At 48.1% G+C, this 18,992-nt stretch carries 17 protein-coding genes; 7 read left to right on the top strand and 10 right to left on the bottom strand.

Going from position 1 to position 18,992, the window contains the following annotated elements; all coding sequences use genetic code 11:
• Positions 1-6: 6 nt before the first annotated feature.
• Positions 7-852 carry a 23S rRNA (adenine(2030)-N(6))-methyltransferase RlmJ gene (locus ACK5NH_RS10145; protein WP_416919763.1) on the top strand — a complete coding sequence of 282 codons (846 nt, stop codon included), beginning with the start codon at positions 7-9 and terminating at the stop codon, positions 850-852.
• A 93-nt stretch (positions 853-945) separates the two neighbouring features.
• Here the strand turns inward: ACK5NH_RS10145 and ACK5NH_RS10140 are convergent, their stop codons facing one another.
• From ACK5NH_RS10140 to ACK5NH_RS10130, 3 genes are read right to left on the bottom strand one after another with little or no spacing between them, the layout of a single operon-like run.
• The gene (locus ACK5NH_RS10140; RefSeq protein WP_416919761.1) at positions 946-1,665 is read right to left on the bottom strand and encodes a lytic transglycosylase domain-containing protein; all 720 of its coding nucleotides are present in this window, start codon (positions 1,663-1,665) and stop codon (positions 946-948) included.
• Positions 1,665-2,693, bottom strand: a complete 1,029-nt coding sequence (locus ACK5NH_RS10135) for a DUF3137 domain-containing protein (RefSeq protein ID WP_416919758.1) — start codon at positions 2,691-2,693, stop codon at positions 1,665-1,667. The genes ACK5NH_RS10140 and ACK5NH_RS10135 overlap by 1 nt, the downstream gene beginning before the upstream one ends.
• 50 nt (positions 2,694-2,743) lie before the next feature.
• Positions 2,744-3,310: a LemA family protein gene (locus ACK5NH_RS10130; RefSeq protein WP_416919757.1), complete on the bottom strand. Its 567-nt coding sequence runs from the start codon at positions 3,308-3,310 to the stop codon at positions 2,744-2,746.
• Between the two features lie 495 nt (positions 3,311-3,805).
• Between ACK5NH_RS10130 and ACK5NH_RS10125 the strand changes: the two genes are divergently transcribed.
• Positions 3,806-5,413: an AbgT family transporter gene (locus tag ACK5NH_RS10125; RefSeq protein ID WP_416919755.1), complete on the top strand. Its 1,608-nt coding sequence runs from the start codon at positions 3,806-3,808 to the stop codon at positions 5,411-5,413.
• Between the two features lie 93 nt (positions 5,414-5,506).
• On the opposite strand, the gene ACK5NH_RS10120 is transcribed toward ACK5NH_RS10125, so the two are convergent.
• From ACK5NH_RS10120 to ACK5NH_RS10105, 4 genes are all read right to left on the bottom strand, one after another.
• Positions 5,507-5,827, bottom strand: a complete 321-nt coding sequence (locus tag ACK5NH_RS10120; protein WP_416919753.1) for a hypothetical protein — start codon at positions 5,825-5,827, stop codon at positions 5,507-5,509.
• A gap of 27 nt (positions 5,828-5,854) precedes the next feature.
• Positions 5,855-6,133: a hypothetical protein gene (locus ACK5NH_RS10115; RefSeq protein ID WP_416919751.1), complete on the bottom strand. Its 279-nt coding sequence runs from the start codon at positions 6,131-6,133 to the stop codon at positions 5,855-5,857.
• Between the two features lie 130 nt (positions 6,134-6,263).
• Complete coding sequence (locus ACK5NH_RS10110; RefSeq protein WP_416919749.1) at positions 6,264-9,398, bottom strand: efflux RND transporter permease subunit; 3,135 nt, start codon at positions 9,396-9,398, stop codon at positions 6,264-6,266.
• Positions 9,399-9,407: 9 nt separating this feature from the next.
• The gene (locus ACK5NH_RS10105; RefSeq protein WP_416919747.1) at positions 9,408-10,556 is read right to left on the bottom strand and encodes an efflux RND transporter periplasmic adaptor subunit; all 1,149 of its coding nucleotides are present in this window, start codon (positions 10,554-10,556) and stop codon (positions 9,408-9,410) included.
• An 822-nt stretch (positions 10,557-11,378) separates the two neighbouring features.
• On the opposite strand from ACK5NH_RS10105, the gene ACK5NH_RS10100 reads away from it, so the two are divergent.
• On the top strand, positions 11,379-12,125 hold the full coding sequence (locus ACK5NH_RS10100; RefSeq protein ID WP_416919745.1) for a TorF family putative porin: 747 nt from the start codon (positions 11,379-11,381) through the stop codon (positions 12,123-12,125).
• Between the two features lie 100 nt (positions 12,126-12,225).
• Here the strand turns inward: ACK5NH_RS10100 and ACK5NH_RS10095 are convergent, their stop codons facing one another.
• Complete coding sequence (locus tag ACK5NH_RS10095) at positions 12,226-12,915, bottom strand: DNA-3-methyladenine glycosylase I (RefSeq protein WP_416919743.1); 690 nt, start codon at positions 12,913-12,915, stop codon at positions 12,226-12,228.
• A 206-nt stretch (positions 12,916-13,121) separates the two neighbouring features.
• Here ACK5NH_RS10095 and ACK5NH_RS10090 point away from each other — a divergent pair, with 206 nt between their 5' ends.
• A complete protein-coding gene (locus tag ACK5NH_RS10090) occupies positions 13,122-13,769 on the top strand; it encodes a glutathione S-transferase family protein (protein ID WP_416919741.1) in 648 nt (215 codons plus the stop codon).
• Positions 13,770-13,779: 10 nt separating this feature from the next.
• Here the strand turns inward: ACK5NH_RS10090 and ACK5NH_RS10085 are convergent, their stop codons facing one another.
• Positions 13,780-14,310, bottom strand: a complete 531-nt coding sequence (locus ACK5NH_RS10085) for a thioesterase family protein (RefSeq protein ID WP_416919739.1) — start codon at positions 14,308-14,310, stop codon at positions 13,780-13,782.
• A 138-nt stretch (positions 14,311-14,448) separates the two neighbouring features.
• Positions 14,449-16,488, bottom strand: coding sequence for an oligopeptidase A (prlC, locus tag ACK5NH_RS10080; protein WP_416919737.1), 2,040 nt, complete (start codon positions 16,486-16,488; stop codon positions 14,449-14,451).
• Between the two features lie 268 nt (positions 16,489-16,756).
• Between prlC and ACK5NH_RS10075 the strand changes: the two genes are divergently transcribed.
• The 3 genes from ACK5NH_RS10075 to ACK5NH_RS10065 form a co-directional block, all read left to right on the top strand.
• The gene (locus tag ACK5NH_RS10075; RefSeq protein WP_416919735.1) at positions 16,757-17,545 is read left to right on the top strand and encodes a hypothetical protein; all 789 of its coding nucleotides are present in this window, start codon (positions 16,757-16,759) and stop codon (positions 17,543-17,545) included.
• 100 nt (positions 17,546-17,645) lie between these two features.
• Positions 17,646-18,161 (top strand): hypothetical protein, encoded by a 516-nt coding sequence (locus tag ACK5NH_RS10070; RefSeq protein WP_416919733.1) that lies wholly within the window; start codon positions 17,646-17,648, stop codon positions 18,159-18,161.
• 167 nt (positions 18,162-18,328) lie between these two features.
• A partial coding sequence (locus ACK5NH_RS10065; protein WP_416919731.1) for an FAD-dependent oxidoreductase occupies positions 18,329-18,992 on the top strand: 664 nt, incomplete at its 3' end.

The raw sequence follows: 18,992 nt of genomic DNA, 5'->3' as shown, positions 1-18,992 counted from the left end.
TCCTCCATGTTAAGTTACCGCCACGGTTATCACGCCGGCAATTATGCCGATGTGCTGAAACACGCTATTTTGCTGCAAACCTTGCAGTTAATGCATAAGAAAGACAAACCCTTAGTCTATATCGACACCCATGCAGGTGCGGGCGGTTATGCGTTAACGGATGAGTTTGCCCAGAAGACGGGCGAATACCTCGAAGGCGTGGCAAAACTCTGGGACAAAACCGATCTACCAAAGTCCCTGCAGGATTATGTGGATGCGGTGCGTCACTTTAACGAAGACAATCCAGAAGAACTCAACTTCTACCCAGGTTCCCCCGCCATTATCGATATGGAACTAGGGCCGAAGGATCGCATGGTTCTGCACGAGCTGCACGGTACCGATCATCTACTGCTGGATGAATATTTCGAGCAGGATAAGCAAGTTAAAGTCATTAAGGGCGACGGCCTTAAAGGGCTGATTGCCGCGGTACCGCCACTAGAGCGCCGTGCATTGGTGCTTGTCGACCCAAGTTACGAGATTAAGACTGACTATCAAACGGTCGCCGAGACCTTAATCAAGGCGCATAAACGCTTTGCCACGGGCGTATTTATGCTCTGGTATCCCGTAGTCAACCGAGCGCAGACGGAAGAAATGCTTTCCCGCTTAGCAGAAAGCGGTATTAAGCGTCAGCTACGTATAGAGCAGGCCGTTAAACCCGATTCCAATGAGTTTGGCATGACAGCCGCAGGACTATGGGTAATTAATCCACCTTGGCAACTGGATGAAATCGCGACTGAGATGCTCGATTACCTCGGCAAAACCTTAGGCCAAGTGGATGGCAATGTTATCGTAAAATGGGAAGTCGGCGAGTAAGCTAATAACCCTATTGTGCCATCACTGCATTAGACAGAGCAGCGTAACCCCTTGGGTTTGCTGCTTTTGTTTTTTAAGCTTGGGATAGGCAGCTTATACTTTGGCGCTGCGGTAACGCTTTAGCAGAATTTGCACCCGCTCCACATAGGCTTGGGTTTCTGGATAGGGAGGAATGCCGTTGTATTGGGTCACAGTAGTCGGCCCAGCATTGTAAGCCGCGCAGGCCAATGCAATATCGCCATTAAACTGTTTTAGCATTTGCGCCAAATACTTACTGCCACCGAGAATATTCTCCTCAGGCAAAAAGGCATTGCTCACGCCCATCTCTTTGGCCGTTTCGGGCATCAATTGCATCAATCCCATCGCGCCAGTGCGCGACAATGCCCTGGCATTAAATGCCGATTCGGCGTGGATCACGGCGCGGATAAGTGCGGGGTCTAATTGATGTTTATGGGCAGCACGGCTGATCAAGCTATCGTAATTGCGAGTGAACAACCGAATACCATTCCAGTCAATTTTGGAGTCTGGGCGACAGGCAAAGCAGTCATAAAGCAAGATTTGATACTCATTGGTCGTCGGCGCTTTATCGGTAAAAGCCGTGACACCATTGGCCTGTAGATATTGATAAACTTTAACTTTTTCTTGCCCAGAGTTACTCACAATACCGCTTTCAGAATAACGGGCCACAATGCGCGGCTTAGGCTTGACTTCATCGGCAAACGCGGCCGCAAAACTGCCCCAAGCCAAGCACAAACCTAGGCTAACAATGGCTATCGACTTAAGGCAAAGTGGCGCGGATTGCGTTGCTAGCATCAAAGTCCCGTATGTTCATTTAGTTTAAGCACTTCAATAATAGCAAAGAGTTGCTTCATCTCACGGTTTAACTGGCTAAATTCCACCGAAAAATTAGCGCAATCGAAGATAGAGCGCATCTGGAAACGACTGCGGCGATTAGGCAAAAACAGGATCAAACGATTTCGAAAGAAGGCACATTGAATATCCCCATCAAAATGCTGCGCCAGTTGCTGCAAACGCTCCATAAAGGCGGTATTGAGCAAATAACGCGACTCGATTTGATCCGTTGAAAACACATCAAACTCTTTTTCAAACAGGGGGTCTTCAAGCTTTACTCTCTGCAGCCCTGAATGGCTGTCGGATAAGAAATTTGCCAGCCCGCCGCGATCCTTTAATACGACGGTATGGCCAATAAATTGCCTATGGCTACTCAGCTCAACCACTGTGCCACGAAAGCGGGTTTCGGTGCGGGTCACGGTTCTGCGTTTATTGCCGTCCCACTCTTCTACTCGCACATCTTTTGTCAGGGTTAACTCATTGACAACTAACTCAATACCCTTGTATTGGCCTTGGATATAATCGCCAAAGCTCGCCTTATCGTAACTGGGTAGCACCTTAGCCGCAGTGAGGCGATTCATGTCGAGGCGCATCTCGCGGTTGTAGATAAAATCCTCACCAAAGTACTTAAACATGATGGGATAAATTTCTTGTTGCACCTGACGCTTAAACTGTCGAGTCGGCGTAAAACTCCAAAATCCTAATCCAAACAAGGCGAGCAAGGGCAACGGAAACAGCATTAGCCCACGGCTATGCCCCAATAGCGCTAACAGCACAAGACCTGCGACTATCGCCAAACTAAGATATAAGCGTTTACGTGTCGCCTTGAGGCTGGCGACGCGTTTGGTCTCATAGCGGGCAGCGAGCGGCGCAAGCTGGGCATCATAATAACGCTGTAGTGGCTCCCTATCCGAAGGCACGGCCAACAATTTTACCGCCTGTCGCTGAGCCTTGATAGGACTACCTAAGATAAAGGTGAGTATATTCATTGAGATCATATGGTTGCGGAGCCAATCTTAGCCCCGCAAATAGCGAAAGATTACAGATAATCCGCCGCGTCTATCGGCGCTTTAGAGGCTTCATTCACCTCGTAGAATGGCATCACCTTAATGTTCGCCATCGACGCAATAATCGACCCGGGAAAAATCTCAACGGCAGTATTTAATTCCGACACTGCTGAGTTATAGAAACGGCGGGCAGCAGAGATATGAGCTTCGACCTCATTATAGGTTTGCATCGCTTCGAGCATAGTGTTGTCTGACTTCAGCTCGGGATAGCTTTCAACACTTACCATCAAGGCACCCATTTTATCGTTAAGCTTCTCGGCTTGAGCGATATGCTCTTTAACCGCATTGGGATCTGTCTTGTTGTAATTACGGGTTAATTGTGTGCGTAGCTCAGTGATTTCAGTGAGTAATGACTTTTCATGATCCATAAATCGCTTGGCGATTTTGAGGATATTGGGCACAAGATCGGCGCGTTTGGCTAACTGCACATCGATCCCTGACAGGGCTTCGAGGGCGGTATTGCGTTTTTTGATTAGGCTGACGTACCAAAGATAGGTCACGATAAAAATCAGCGTTAATCCTAATAACAGTTTGTCCATCTTCCATCCTTAGGGTTTATTCTTAGTCTCAACTGGTACAACTATATAAATAACTATCAGCAGATACAGCTAAACATAAATGGCTAAGAATTTCATCTAAAGCGTTAGCTAACGCAATGAAAGATTAACTTTCCCTATTCTGGTCAGAGCATTGAGCAACGCGATTGCGCGAGAGATTATTCAGCTTGGATACAGAAAAACTAGGCTATAGTGTATTTGCACAACGTTAAGAGCAACCTTTCTGCTCGTGAATACTGGACTCCTAGTGGGTCCATTTTTTTACCCCGCATTTACCCGAAAAATCCGCCGCCCACCCGCAATTGCAACATTTAAGTTTCAATTAAAGCTTAAGCATCATACTTTTCGGCCAATTTTTTAACTTTCACCTTAGCGTTAATCCAACCACTTGCGCCGAGTACAGCTCTGCCAAGTACGCCGCATCGATTCTGCTCCCGGGTAAAGAATGCGCTAGCAAAGGTCGACAGAGGCAAGAGAATGAGCTCGAAATCCAACGATATTCCCGTCAATCCGTCACAGTCTAACGACATCAGCTCTAGCGGTTGGTTTGTCCGTTTTCTTAATATTGTCGAGCGATTAGGGAACTTACTGCCCCATCCTATTACCTTGTTCGCCCTGTTCTGTGTCGCCGTGATCTTGGTATCTGGCATTGCGGGTTACTTTGGATTGACGGTTACAGATCCGCGCCCCGAGGGGGCCCACGGCAGAGGTGCCGATGGACTTATCCATGTCGTCAGCCTGATGAATGCCGAAGGGCTGCGGATGATAGTGTCCAACTTGGTCACTAACTTCACCGGTTTTACACCCTTAGGCACAGTGCTGGTCGCCCTACTGGGTGTGGGTATCGCCGAACGTTCAGGCCTGTTATCCGCGGCAATGCGCGCACTCGTCATGGGCTCCTCTAAACGCTTAGTGACTGTGACTATCGTGTTCGCTGGCATCATGTCGAACACCGCGGCAGAGCTTGGGTATGTGGTATTAATCCCCATGGCGGCGATGATCTTCCACTCCTTAGGTCGCCATCCTCTAGCAGGGCTCGCCGCAGCATTTTCTGGGGTATCAGGGGGTTACAGCGCAAACCTATTGCTCGGTACTGTGGATCCGCTGTTATCGGGTATTACTGAGGCGGCGGCGCGTATGATAGACCCCGACTACAATGTCGGCCCCGAGGTTAACTGGTACTTTATGTTTGTCTCGACCTTTGTGATCACCTTCCTCGGCGCCTTTGTGACCGAGAAAATTGTCGAGCCGAAACTGGGCAAATATCAAGGCGATGATGCCGATGAAACCGTGCACCAATCCATGGGCAATGTCACCGAACTGGAAAAACGCGGCCTCAAGTGGGCGGGATTATCTATGCTGGTGCTAGCGGTATTCCTTGCGCTGTCCGTCGTACCAGAAGGCGCGCCACTGCGCGATCCTAAAACCGGTCTGGTCTCGGGTTCTCCGTTCCTCAAAGGCATAGTCGCCTTTATCTTTATCTGTTTTGCGATCCCAGGTTTTGTCTACGGCAAGGTCGTTGGCAGCATTAATAACGATAAAGACGTTATTAATGCCATGTCGCACAGCATGAGCACTATGGGGCTGTATATCGTACTGGTATTCTTTGCGGCGCAATTTGTGGCCTTCTTTAACTGGAGTAATCTCGGCGCCGTGCTAGCCGTGCTGGGTGCCGATGCCCTGCAATCCATTGGCTTAACTGGGCCAATCCTGTTCCTGTTTTTTATTATGATCTGTGGTTTTATCAACTTGATGCTGGGTAGCGCCTCGGCCCAGTGGGCCATTACCGCACCCATTTTTGTGCCCATGCTGATGTTAGTCGGCTATGCGCCCGAAACCATTCAAGCGGCCTACCGTATTGGCGACTCAGTCACTAACTTAGTCACGCCTATGATGAGTTATTTCGGGCTGATTTTGGCCGTGGCTTGCCGCTACCAGAAAAACCTCGGCATAGGCACGCTTATCGCCACCATGCTGCCGTACACCTTAGTGTTCTTCGTTGGCTGGACGGCGTTCTTCTTCCTGTGGGTGTTTGGCTTTGGTCTGCCTGTGGGGCCAGGCGCTGCCACTTACTACACGCCTTAAGCCGGGGTTTTAACTCCATCCCTAACAGAAAGGGCGTCGAAGCTAAGCTCGACGCCCTTTTTGATGATCGAATCCTTACGTGGATTAACTGCTTCAGTCGTACAGCCATTCCATTAAAAAACTACAGATCAGCAAGAAAACCCCCAGATTAAACAACACTGTCTGTAATTTTGCCTTAGGCGATTTATCGTCTGCCTGAGTCATCACTTGGTTGAGGGGAGTAAAAAACATATTGGGCTCGAGCCCCATGCCGACAAAAAATGCCGCCACAGCAAGACTACGAATGAGTTCAGGGACAGCAAGTTGTTCAAGACAAAACTCATAGGCGCCATAGGCGACCATGCCCAAAGCTACACAATAGCAAACCACAGCTACAATAAGTTGCTTAGTTATATAACTTCTCACCGATGACATGACTTTGCCCCTAAAGCCAAAACACTGTTACTCATTATGCGGCAGATAATATTCGGCGCGTAGTCTATCTCTTTTACGCTGTAGCCGCACCCAATCAACCCAACCAAATAAAATACCTGCCGCAGGAAAAATATAGAGTGCCCGAGCTAACTCGCCCCAAAAGGATGTATCGGAGGTGAAATAATGGATAGTCGCGACCACGAGTGAAGTCATACAACCCCAAAACAAGACGCCAACGACTAGGATAAAAAACCACTTACCTTTGGCTAAGGCTTTATCAAGCGCTGCAAGTTCCTGTGCCAACATACCAAGCCCAAATCTATTGTGATTCGTTCAATATGCCTGAATTGGTTAATGGTGGCTATCCATCCTTGTAACGATACTTTGCCCAATAAAAAGCCCTGCATAGGCAGGGCTTTAATAGTGTCAGACTAGATTACTCCGCCGAGTTAGGCTTTTCGTCTTTCGCTTTCTTCTCGCGCTTACTGAAGATGCGTTCAACAATCACGAAGAACAACGGCACGAAGAAGATACCTAGGAAGGTCGAACTCATCATACCGCCGAGTACACCAGTACCGATGGCGTTCTGGCTACCAGAACCTACACCCGAACTAATCGCTAACGGTACAACACCCAGACCGAAGGCGAGTGACGTCATCAGAATAGGACGCAAACGCACACGTACGGCATGTAAGGTCGCCTCGATAAGACCCGAGCCTTTCTCATAGAATTCTTTCGCGAATTCCACAATCAAGATGGCGTTCTTCGTCGCTAAACCGACCGTCGTTAACAGACCCACCTGGAAGAACACGTCGTTTGGCAAACCACGGCCATTCATCGCCAGCAGGGCGCCGATAATACCAAGCGGAACCACCAAGATTACCGCAAAAGGTACAGACCAGCTTTCATAGAGAGCTGCCAATACGAGGAATACCACTAGAATCGACAATGCATACAAGGCTGGCGCTTGGTTACCTGATAAACGTTCCTCATAGGATAAGCCGTTCCACTCGATACCAAAGCCTGGTGGTAACTGCTTCACCATATCTTCCATGATATTCATCGCCGCACCAGTACTGAAACCAGGAGCAGTTGCGCCTTGAATGTTCATGGCGGGTAAACCGTTGAAGCGCTCTAGACGAGGTGAACCATACTCCCAAGCACCGGTAGCAAAGGCTGAGAATGGCACCATATCGCCTTTGTTGTTACGCACGTACCAAGTGTCTAAGTCTTCAGGTTGCATACGGTATTGAGCATCGCCCTGCACGTAAACCTTCTTCACACGACCACGGTCGATAAAGTCGTTTACATAGGAACCACCCCATGCAGTTGCGAGCACGCTGTTAACGTTCGCAATCTCAATGCCCAAGGCACTCAGTTTGGCATGGTCGATATGCAACTGATAGATTGGCGCATCTTCCTGACCGTTTGGACGAACGCCCACTAGGTTTGGATTCTGTGCCGCCATACCCAGCAATTGGTTACGCGCCTCGAGTAACTTAGCATGTCCCTGACCACTTTTATCTTGCAGGTACATATCGAAACCGTTTGCCGTACCCAACTCGATTACCGCTGGCGGTACGAAGGCGAATACGAAGGCTTCTTTCATTTGGCTGAATACGCCCATCGCGCGGCCAGCAATGGATTGTACATCCATACCCGGCGCTTCACGCTCTGACCAATCCTTCAGGCCTACGAAGGCAATACCCATGTTCTGGCCTTGACCCGCGAAACTGAAGCCTGCCACGCTGAATACCGATTTAACGCCCTCTTCAGCCATGTAGTGATCAGAGACTTTCTCTAACACTTTCATGGTGCTTTCTTGGGTAGAGTTGGTTGGCAAAATCGCCTGCGTGAACAAGATACCTTGGTCTTCGTCAGGTAAGAATGCCGTTGGCATACGCATGAAAATCCAGCCCACAGCCACTACTAATGCGGCATAGATCATCATGACTCTGAAGCCACGCTTAATAATACCTGCAACGCTCGATTCGTAACGATTAGTTAAGCGATCGAAGCCACGGTTAAACCAGCCGAAGAAGCCCGTTTCGATATGGCCGTGGCCCTTCTTCAAAGGTTTTAACATGGTCGCACAGAGTGCTGGCGTTAAAATCAAGGCTACCAGCACAGACAACGCCATCGCAGATACGATAGTGATCGAGAACTGACGATAAATAACCCCAGTAGAACCCGACATAAACGCCATTGGTACGAATACCGCTGATAGTGTCAGACCGATACCGACTAAGGCGCCAGTGATCTGATCCATCGACTTACGGGTCGCCTCGATTGGGCTTAGGCCCTCTTCGGCCATGACCCGCTCAACGTTTTCAACTACCACGATGGCGTCGTCCACCAGCAGACCAATCGCCAGCACCATAGCGAACATGGTGAGGGTGTTGATGGAGAAGCCCGTCGCCGACAGAATCGCAAAGGTACCCAGCAATACTACTGGCACAGCAATCGTTGGAATTAAGGTCGCACGGAAGTTTTGCAGGAAGAGGTACATGATGACGAACACCAGTACGATTGCTTCGAGCAGTGTATGTACTACGCCTTCAATCGATTTCTCAACGAATGGCGTTGTATCGTAGGGGTAAACCACATCTAACCCAGCAGGGAAGAAGGGGCGTAACTCTTCAACTTTTGCGCGAACCGCTTCCGCCGTATCCAAGGCGTTAGCACCGGTGGCCAGCTTAATCGCAATACCAGAAGCCGGTTTACCGTTATACAGTGATTCTACCGCATAGCTTTCTGAACCCAGTTCGACACGCGCCACATCAGCCAAGAACACGTTCGCACCCGAAGTATCGGATTTGATGATGATCTTACGGAACTGCTCAGGCGTTTGCAGACGACTCTGCGCCGATACTGTCGCATTCAACTCTTGTCCCGGCAGCGATGGAGTACCACCGAGTTGACCCGCAGAGACCTGCGCGTTTTGCGCACGGATAGCGCTCACAACATCTAAACTGGTGAGGTTGTATTGGGTCAGTTTCAGTGGATCTAACCATATACGCATCGCGTATTGGGCACCGAATAACTGAATTTCGCCCACGCCCGGTACACGGCTCATAGGATCTTGGATGTTAGCGCCCACATAGTCGGCGATATCACCCTTATCTAAAGAACCATCGGTCGACACGAAGCCCAGTACCATCAAGAAGCCAGAGCTTGACTTGTTAACGTTAACCCCTTGAGATTGAACCTCTTGTGGTAACAGAGTCATAGCGCCCTGTAATTTGTTCTGTACCTGAACCTGGGCGATATCGGGATCGGCCTCAGCGTTAAAGGTTAAGGTAATAGACGCGTTACCGAAGCTATCACTGGTCGATGCGATATAACGTAGATGGTCGATACCCTTCATACGTTGCTCAATCACCTGAGTCACTGAGTCTTCAACGATTTTGGCCGATGCGCCAGGGTAGTTCGCACTGATCACCACTGTCGGTGGCGCAATACTGGGGTACTGCGAGACTGGCAGGGTTCGAATAGATAGAACCCCCGCCAACATAATGATTAACGCGATCACCCACGCAAAGATGGGGCGATCAATAAAAAAACGTGCCATAGCTATGCCCTATTGTGCTTGGGTTTCAGAAATAACTTTGGGAGTGACTGGTGCACCTGGACGGATCTTTTGTAATCCTTCCACAATCAACTTATCGCCCGCTTCCAAACCGGCAGTAATACGCCATTGATTGTCGATAACTTCAGCTGTGGTAACAATTTTTGCTTCAACAACGCCTTGATCGTTCACCACCATAGCCACAGCTTGTCCCTTAGCGTTTCGGCTAATGGCTTTTTGCGGCACCATGATGGCTTGAGGATCGGTACCGATATTCAATACGGCGCGAACATACATGCCAGGCAACAAGATGCCATCTGGGTTCGGGAACTCTGCACGCAGGATCACTGAGCCCGTGTTTTCATCCACACTCACTTCAGCAAATCGCAACTTACCGTTGTGCCCATAAACAGTGCCGTCTTCTAAGACTAGCTGCACGTCAGCATTATCGACCGCCTGCAGTTTACCTTGCTTCAACTTGGCTTTTAGGCGTAACAGTTGAGCACTCGATTGGGCGATATCCACATTGATAGGATCGAGCTGTTGAATGGTCGCCAGTGTTTGGCTCTGGTTCGCAGTCACTAGTGCACCTGCTGTCACACTCGATTTACCGATACGGCCCGAGATAGGCGCCAGTACTTCAGTGTATTGCAGGTTGATTTTAGCGGTATTGATCGCTGCCTCAGCCACAGTCACGCTCGCTAAGGCTTCCTTGTAAGCCGCTTCGGCTTCGTCGAAATCCTGCTTACTGATGGCGTTAGTTTTCACTAACTGTTGATAACGAGCGGCTTTCGCCTTGGCAGACGCAAGACTTGCATTCGCTCTGGCTAAATCGGCATTTGCGCTCACTAATGCAGCCTTGTAAGGCGCAGAATCAATTTGATAGAGGGACTCGCCCTGCTTCACATTGCCGCCTTCAACAAAGCTACGCTTAGTGATAATACCATTCACTTGAGGACGCACTTCAGCTTCGAGGAACGCCTTGCTACGGCCGGGTAATTCAACTTGGATAACCTGAGGCTTAGCCGCCACATTGATTACCCCAACTTCCATACTCTGCGGCCCAGCGCCGGCATGATCGGCCTTCTCTTCTTGAGGGCTACAAGCTGCCATCCACAACGCCACGCTAATTACTGAGGCAAGTTTAATAGTCTGCCGCATGAGAACTCCTTTAAATATTAACGCTACCGTTTTCACACTTTTGGAGTGTGAACTTACGGTCGTAATTAAAACTAAAATCAAATCTGTTACTTATCGCATACCCTATAAGGATGAACAAGAAAGATAAACAAACTAAAGTGTAAACTAATGAAAATATTCACATCCTAGCGAATACCTTTTTCATCGAATTGTTACCTTAATTAAGGAATATGCTAATAGTGGATAAGCTTGTTAGCGTTATACGATACAAAGCACTTATCCAGCCTACTCTATATCAAAAATGTTGCAAATATGTATGGCAACACAGGTTTCGTCACCATTAATGCTAAGTCAGCATTTATTTGATAACGATGCTATTTATTCTCTTACGTCTTTCATAAATAAGATTTTACGCATATAACATCAGCCCTTTCACGACAGATGCTTGATGAACAAGCATGAGCCATATCGCCTTGTTATCCAACTAAAGAGTCAAAAAACGTAGGCAAAAATTACTCTTGATACCGTGAAATAATATATGACTTATGTAAATTCTTTTTAAATCTACATCTTGGAAATGAGAGACGCCCAAAACCTTGGACGCGACATTTTATGACCAAGTGTAATTTAGGGCAAACCCGAAATGGCTTTTTACACCCCATTTAATGAAACTCTGCTTCCCAAAAAACGTATTTTAAAAAATTAACCTTCCAGCAACGGCATTATTTCGCCGCTTGTTCACATTCATTCACATCTTTTCGTCATTGGTTCATTCCAAGCGGCATGGCTATTCACAACTTATTTTTACGATAAAGGTGCGCTAACAATTCCCAATACTTTGAGATGATGATTATGAAGACTCGTACTAAATTTCTGCTGACAGGAGCATTGCTTTCTTTGGCGGCAAGCTCTCACGGCGCCGAAGATAATCAACTCTTTGGTGGCACTATTAACGGCAATGTGAACTTTGCTTCGGATTATGTGTTTCGTGGTGAATCTGAAACCTTAGACGGTGATATTCCTGTCGTACAAGGCACCCTAAGCTGGAATCACAACCAAGGCTGGTATGCGGGTGTATTCAGCTCCAATATCAAATTTGCCGATCCTAATCTAGAGATCGTCACCGCGCCTTTTATTGGTAAAGCGGGTGAATTTGGCGACTCAGGTTTTACTTATGATGTGATGCTGTTTTCATACCTTTATCCCGGTGCGTCCTACTCCAACTATACAGAGTTATGGTTAAAAGTGGGCAAACAATTTGGCCGCGCAAATCTGCAACTCGAAGTTACGCCAACGGTTGATGATTGGTTCGGTGTCGATGGTTGGCACGGCGTTAACTATGCTCTGCACCCAAGCTATAGCTTTGACAATGGCGTAAAAATCTCAGCTTCCGTTGGTTATCAAGACTTAAGTGGTGATGGCGCCGAAGGTTGGGGGCACTGGAACATTGGCCTAAGCAAAGCCTATTACGGTCTTAACTTCGACCTACGCTACCACGGCAGCACTGTGGAAAGTGACCATAAGGTCTATGGCACTCAAACAGAAATCTTCGATGACAGAGTCGTCATTGGGATCAGCAAAAGTTTCTAATCCTCCGTTTGCTTATACGTTCATCCCACTGCTTCCTGCAGTACTCCAGTTGCTTGATAATCGAGCCTTGACCAGCCAATTTGGCTGGTCCTTTTTTTATCTAAATACGATTATCTCCAACGCTGCAGGCCAATACACGGCTAATATCCGCAAGACAACGACCCGATTCCTGCTGCCATTGGTTGAATACCGCTTGCACCTGCTTTAACGCCGTTTGCGAGCTAAAACCCGCATCCACTAACTGGTGCGCTTTAAAATAGCCTTGCACATCATCGGTTAACAAAAAGGTATCCTTACCTATCCCTCGTAAAAAATACGGCCCAGTATTGCCTCCAAGACGAGCGCCTCGCTTCTTCAGCAGCGCCCAAAGCCCGACGATATCCTCGGTCGGCCAGTCGGCGATCAGCTTAGCCAAACTGCCATGTTCGCGGGCAATATCATGGATCATCAAAGCATTATCATAAATCGCTTGGGTTTTCTTTAAATGGCGGATCAGTGTCGCATCCGCAGCGCGAGCTTGGATCTGCTCAGGCGACAACATCAATACCTTTTCGGGCGCAAAATGAAAGAAAGACTGCTCATAGGCGGGCCATTTGTTATCGACCACACGCCAGACAAAACCACTCTGAAACACTTGGCGACTCATGGCAGAAAGCAGCGCCGCATCATCATATTGACGAATTTCTGCACTGGTAAGACAGTCGGGTAATAATGCTTCAAGTCCTGCTTTACCGCCCTTACGTTCACTCGCTCTGGCATAGATAGATGAGAAACTTTCTAACTGGCTCATACTGCTCCCTTGGGTTGTCCGGATTTCATTACTTTTATCTGAGCGCTAATAGTACCGAATTTTCGCGGAGGTGGCTCATTCCGTATGGCAAACCACTTTTACGCCACTTCCGCTACTTTTAAGGATAAATCCCACAGCAAGCGCCTTGATACCGACTAAAGTTAAGGCGTAGAGTCAAAAATACAGGGGTTGTGGAGTCGACACCTATGGAGCTTTATTATCATCCGTTATCACGTTATTCACAGAAGGTGTTGATTGCTCTCTATGAAAAACAAGCTAACTTTTACCCGCGGATCACAGATTTACGCGACCCGTTAGCACGTCAAACATTCCAGCAATTTTATCCACCCGGCAAACTGCCGTTACTCAAAACCCACGAGGGTCAACTGCTCCCCGAATCCAGCATTATTGTTGAATACCTAGACAAGCATTTTCAAAACAGCACAGAGTTACTGCCCGCCGAACCCGAACGCAATCTCGAGGTGCGCTTATTCGATCGCATCATAGATAACGATATCAATAACCCATTATTTCAATTAGAAAAATTAAAGCATGCGCCCGAAGGCCATGAATTTGAAATCAAGCAGATAGAAAAGCAGATGTTTATCCAATTTCAACGTTTGGATGCCCATCTAACGCAAAATCACTGGGTGTGTGGCGACAGTTTTACCTTAGCCGACTGCGCACTTATCCCCTGTTTAAGCTACAGTTTTGCGCACTTAAATTTGTTGGATTTAGATGAACTCGTGCGTTACTGGCAACAGGCGCAGCTACGCGGCGCCTGGATGCTAGTGCTTGAAGAAGTACTGCTCGCCGAAATGGAAGAAGACACTGGGTTAAGGAGTATTCCCTAACACTAACACATTAGAGATTGCGCTCTTTCTTTAACTGTAAAAACGCTTTCCATTTAATGACTTCTGGCGGCAACTCGGGTGCAGGATCGGTATAACCCGCCTCTTTGACTAACACATCCAAAGGGACTTGCTTACCTTTGCAGACAAACACACCACGCACGTGCACAATACAGTGCAGGCCGCGTTCGCTCACAAAGCGTTGTTCAATATAGAAATATTTTTCATCCCAGCCCACGACCTTGGTTTCAATCTCAAACTTTTTCAAGGGTTTGATGTCGCGGATATAGGTAAATTCGGCGGCATTAACGATCGGCATCCACTTTAATTTCAGGAAACGCTTCAACAGCCCCATTTCGGCCAACATATAGGTTCGAGCCAAATCCATAAACGCCGGATAACGGGAATTAGTCAGGTGAAAGTTGATATCGCAATCACTGGGCAATGCACGGTAATCAATCCGACTCGTGCCGAGAAAATCAATCTTACGGCAATGACGTGTGCGCCAAAACAACAACCAAAACAAACGGAAATACAGATTCATATACAGTCGCCCTAAAAATAAGAGCCACAGGCTAACAGAGGTCATACCAGAGGGCAAGCGAGATCTGGCTCACAAAAAAGGCGCCATTTGGCGCCTTTTTATGCTCGTGCACACCCTATTTTGTGTGCTTACTCCAACTTAAGCAGCAATACCCGAGTGGCGCAGCAACGCATCGATACTCGGCTCGCGTCCCATAAACTGTTTGAACAAGTCCATAGGCTCCGCCGAACCACCCATTTCGAGGATGTTGTGCAGGAAGCTACGGCCCGTTTCTGGATTGAAGATGCCTTCTTCTTCGAAACGAGAAAACGCATCCGCCGAAAGCACTTCGGCCCACTTGTAGCTGTAGTAACCCGCGGCATAGCCACCCGCAAAAATATGCGCAAAACCATGTTGGAAACGGTTAAATGCAGGCGGAATTAACACGGCCACCTGACGACGTACTTCGTCCAAGGTGTCTTGAATACGCGCTCCTTTGGCTGGGTCGTATTCGTGGTGGAGTCTAAAATCGAACAGTGAAAACTCCAGCTGGCGCAACATCATCATGCCTGATTGGAAATTTTTCGCCGCTAACATCTTGTCTAACATAGCTTTAGGCAAAGGTTCGCCGGTTTCGTAGTGACCGGAGATCTCCGCTAAGGCTTCTTCCTGCCAGCACCAGTTTTCCATAAACTGGCTAGGCAATTCGACCGCATCCCAAGGCACACCGTTGATACCTGACACACCAGACACATCAATTTTGGTCAGCATATGGTGAATGCCATGACCAAATTCGTGGAACAGAGTCGTCACTTCATCGTGGGTGAAGAGTGCAGGCTTGCCATCCACAGGGCCGTTGAAGTTACAGGTAAGATAAGCCACTGGTTTTTGCAGGCCCGTTGGCGTATTGCGACGCACTCGGCAATCATCCATCCAAGCGCCGCCGCGTTTTCCTGTGCGGGCGTATAAGTCTAAATAGAAGCTGCCTCTGTGCTCGCCCGTTTCGTCGAAAATATCGAAGAAACGCACGTCTTTATGCCAACGATCGAACTCAGTTTGCTCGACAATCTTTAAGCCAAATAGGCGCGAGACGGTATAAAACAAGCCAGAAAGCACTTTATCTTCAGGGAAGTAAGGACGCAGCAACTCTTGAGAAATCTCATATTTATGCTGCTGTAACTTCTCGGCATAGAAACTCAAATCCCAAGAAGCCATTTCGCTCACGCCATAATGCTCCAGTGCAAAGGCTTTAAGCACAGCGAGTTCGGCCTTAGCTTGATCCTTAGAGCGCAGTGCTAATTCATTTAAGAATGCCATCACTTGAGCTGGAGTTTCGGCCATTTTCGTCGCAAGGGATTTTTCGGCAAAACTATCAAAGCCTAACAACTGTGCCAACTCGTGGCGCAGCGCAAGGATTTCATCCATCAAGGGACCATTATCGAATTCACCCGCGTTTGGACCTTGATCCGAAGCGCGAGTCACGAAGGCACGATAACACTCTTCACGCAGGCTGCGGTTTTCGCTGTAGGTCATAACGGGTAAATAGGAAGGGAAATCTAAGGTAAATAACCAGCCTTCTAACTCACGGGCCTCGGCCATCGCTTTTGCGGCTGCCTTGGTTGAATCGGGTAAACCGGCTAATTCAGCCTCATCGGTAATTAACTTAGTCCAAGCTTGGGTCGCATCGAGCAGCTGATTCGAAAAGCCGCTCGTCAGCTCAGATAGACGTTTGACGATTTCACCATAACGCACTTTTTGCTCATCGTCTAAGCCGATACCCGAAAGCTCGAAGTCCCGTAAGCTGTGCTCAATCACCATCTGTTGTGCTTGGCTTAATTGAGCAAATTCTTCAGATGCACGCAGGGATTTGTAGGCTTGATATAACCCTTGATGTTGCCCAACATAGGTGCCGTATTCGGATAACAAAGGCAAACATGCATCGTGGGCGGCGCGCCATTCATCTGTGCTCACCACTGAGTTCATATGGGAGACGGGCGACCAAATCTGACTTAACTCGTCATCCACTTGCTCGAGTGGCGCGACAAGATTATCCCAAGTAAAAGGCCCTGGATTTTGCAGCACTTCATCAATCTTGGCACGACACTGAGCAATGGCCTGCTCAACGGCAACTTGAATGTGTTCAGGTTCAATCTGGGAAAAAAGCGGTAATTTTGCGCCGTTAAGCAAAGGGTTGCTCATAATGGTTCCTCTACAATCTGTGTAGCTAATAAATAAGGGCTTATCTGCTATTTATCAAGGCGAGAAAACCGATTGCAACCTTCGTCTATGCTTCTAATGCCATTAGGCTAATAAAAAAGCGAACCAGTTCACAATTAAGATTTACACCAAATTTACTTATTCAATCTTGACGAGTTGATCGCAAATCGAATCCATTCTCATTAACGATCATATTCGTCTGAGTTAATATCTGCGCATATTCCGCATCTTTTATCAGATTGGCTTAGATATGGCTGCTTCACTTCATCCCATCCTTGGTGCCGTCAGCGTGATTGGCTTAATTTGCTTGAGCCAGCCCAGCTTGGCGAACGAGAGTTTAGCGCTAACCGAAGGAGTCTCAAGCGGCGTATTGCCCGCAGCAACCACAGCACCTTGGGCTGCTAACTTCGACTTAGGTTGGGATAGTAAGTACATTTCACAGGGTCGCAGTAACTTAGCTAAGGGTGGAGTTTATTGGCTGAACGCCAACGTCCAATATGGCAACCTCACCACCTACGCCCTTGTCGGACGCGGCGATAGCCAAGCCTACACCGAGTGGAACATTGGTCTGGAATACGCTTTGAATTTAAGTGAACACTTAGAGGCGAATCTGGGTTATCAACGTATTGAAGGCTACAGCAGCAGTCGCTGTCAGGATAACGAATTATTTGCCGAGCTGGCTTACAATGCCGTGCCTTGGTTGGTACCTTCGGCGAGTTATGTGTATTCCACCGAGGCGGCAGGTTATTTTGTCGAGCTGAGTCTGCATAGTTATTGGCAGCTTAGCGAACGTTTCACTCTCGCCCCTTATATTACCCAAGGGATTGATTTTAAATATAGAACAGAAGATCACAATGGCCGCAATAACCTCCAATTTGGTTTAGAGGCTAATTTTGATCTTGCCGATAATATGAGTCTCAGTGGCCATATTAGCCATAGCATAGCGCAGGACGATATAGAGCACGAAGCCGCCACTAATGGCGACTTTACCTCGCAGGATCAAACCTATGCGGGTATCCATTTCAATATCAGCTTCTAAACATTACTCGGCCTAGCGTAACTCGGTTTGGCAAACCTATCCCACCCTAACTACACTCAAGAAGTCGATGGAACGACTTGAATTGGGCGAGGAACAAGGAATGTTAACACATCATATAAAATGGCTTTCTAACGCATTTATCATCTTGATATTTTATGACTTTTTATCATTTGCTGCCGAGCCAGAGTTAGAAGCATTATCCAAAGCGACCACAAGTGAGTCTTTACCTCTGGGAACCTTGCTCGACAGTGAAGGGAAACCGCTTCCGCTCCCGACTCAACAAAGTGCCTTAGATTACGAATCACCCGTCATAGACACTGACAATAAGCCCGCGAAAACAAATGCCAATAAGGCGAAATCCGCTACATCGAAAAAGAAAAAGCTTAATCGCAAACAACAACTCGCTAGCCGAGAGAGAGTCGCTAACAACCCCAGTTGCCGCTGGCTGAATGCCCGCATGTCACAACTCGAAACCCAGATTGGCAACCGACCCGACAAAGCGGCGAGCTATCAGACCGATGAGCTCAGTGCCCGTCAGCAGGAGTGGCAATGCCTCAAATGCGGCGCCGAAGGGCCAAACCAAGACGATCACTATCGTTGCCAATATCGCCGTTAAGCTCGAGCTAACTGTCAATGGGTAACATCTCAGGCTTATTGAGATTTTTTACGGCAAACCAAGGTCTATACCAAGGCGACTTAATAGGCTGGTCTGCAAACCCATTCCAACCTACAATGACCTTCTGCTATTTAGCACCTCATTCTTAGAGTTAGACGGAGAAACTCATGGCTCAACATTTTGACTATATCTGCCTAGGCGCAGGCAGCGGCGGTATCGCCTCAGCTAACCGAGCTGCCATGCGTGGCGCTAAAGTTCTACTCATCGAAGCGAAACATGTTGGCGGCACCTGTGTAAACGTCGGCTGCGTGCCTAAAAAAGTCATGTGGTATGGCGCGCATATTGCCGAAGCAATGAATCTCTACGCCAAGGATTACGGATTTGATGTTTCGGTTAATAAATTCGACTGGAATACCTTAGTCAACAGCCGCGAAGCCTATATAGGTCGTATCCATGAGGCTTACGGTCGCGGCTTTACCAACAACAAAGTCACCTTGCTCAATGGTTATGGCCGTTTCGTTAATGGGAACACCATTGAAGTAAATGGCGAGCACTACACTGCTGACCATATCCTGATCGCCACCGGTGGCGCGCCAACCATCCCTAACATTCCTGGCGCGGAATACGGTATTGATTCCGATGGTTTCTTCGCCCTGCTCGAACAACCTAAACGTGTCGCTGTCGTCGGCGCAGGCTATATCGCCGTCGAAGTCGCGGGCGTTTTACACGCGCTTGGCAGCGAGACTCACCTGTTTGTCCGTAAACATGCGCCGCTGCGTAACTTCGATCCTATGCTGATCGACGCCCTAGTCGATGCCATGAAGACCGAAG

This window comes from Shewanella sp. (genome assembly GCF_047975355.1).
In the GTDB taxonomy this organism is placed as follows: domain Bacteria; phylum Pseudomonadota; class Gammaproteobacteria; order Enterobacterales; family Shewanellaceae; genus Shewanella.
This window is presented reverse-complemented; position numbering and strand designations above follow the sequence as displayed.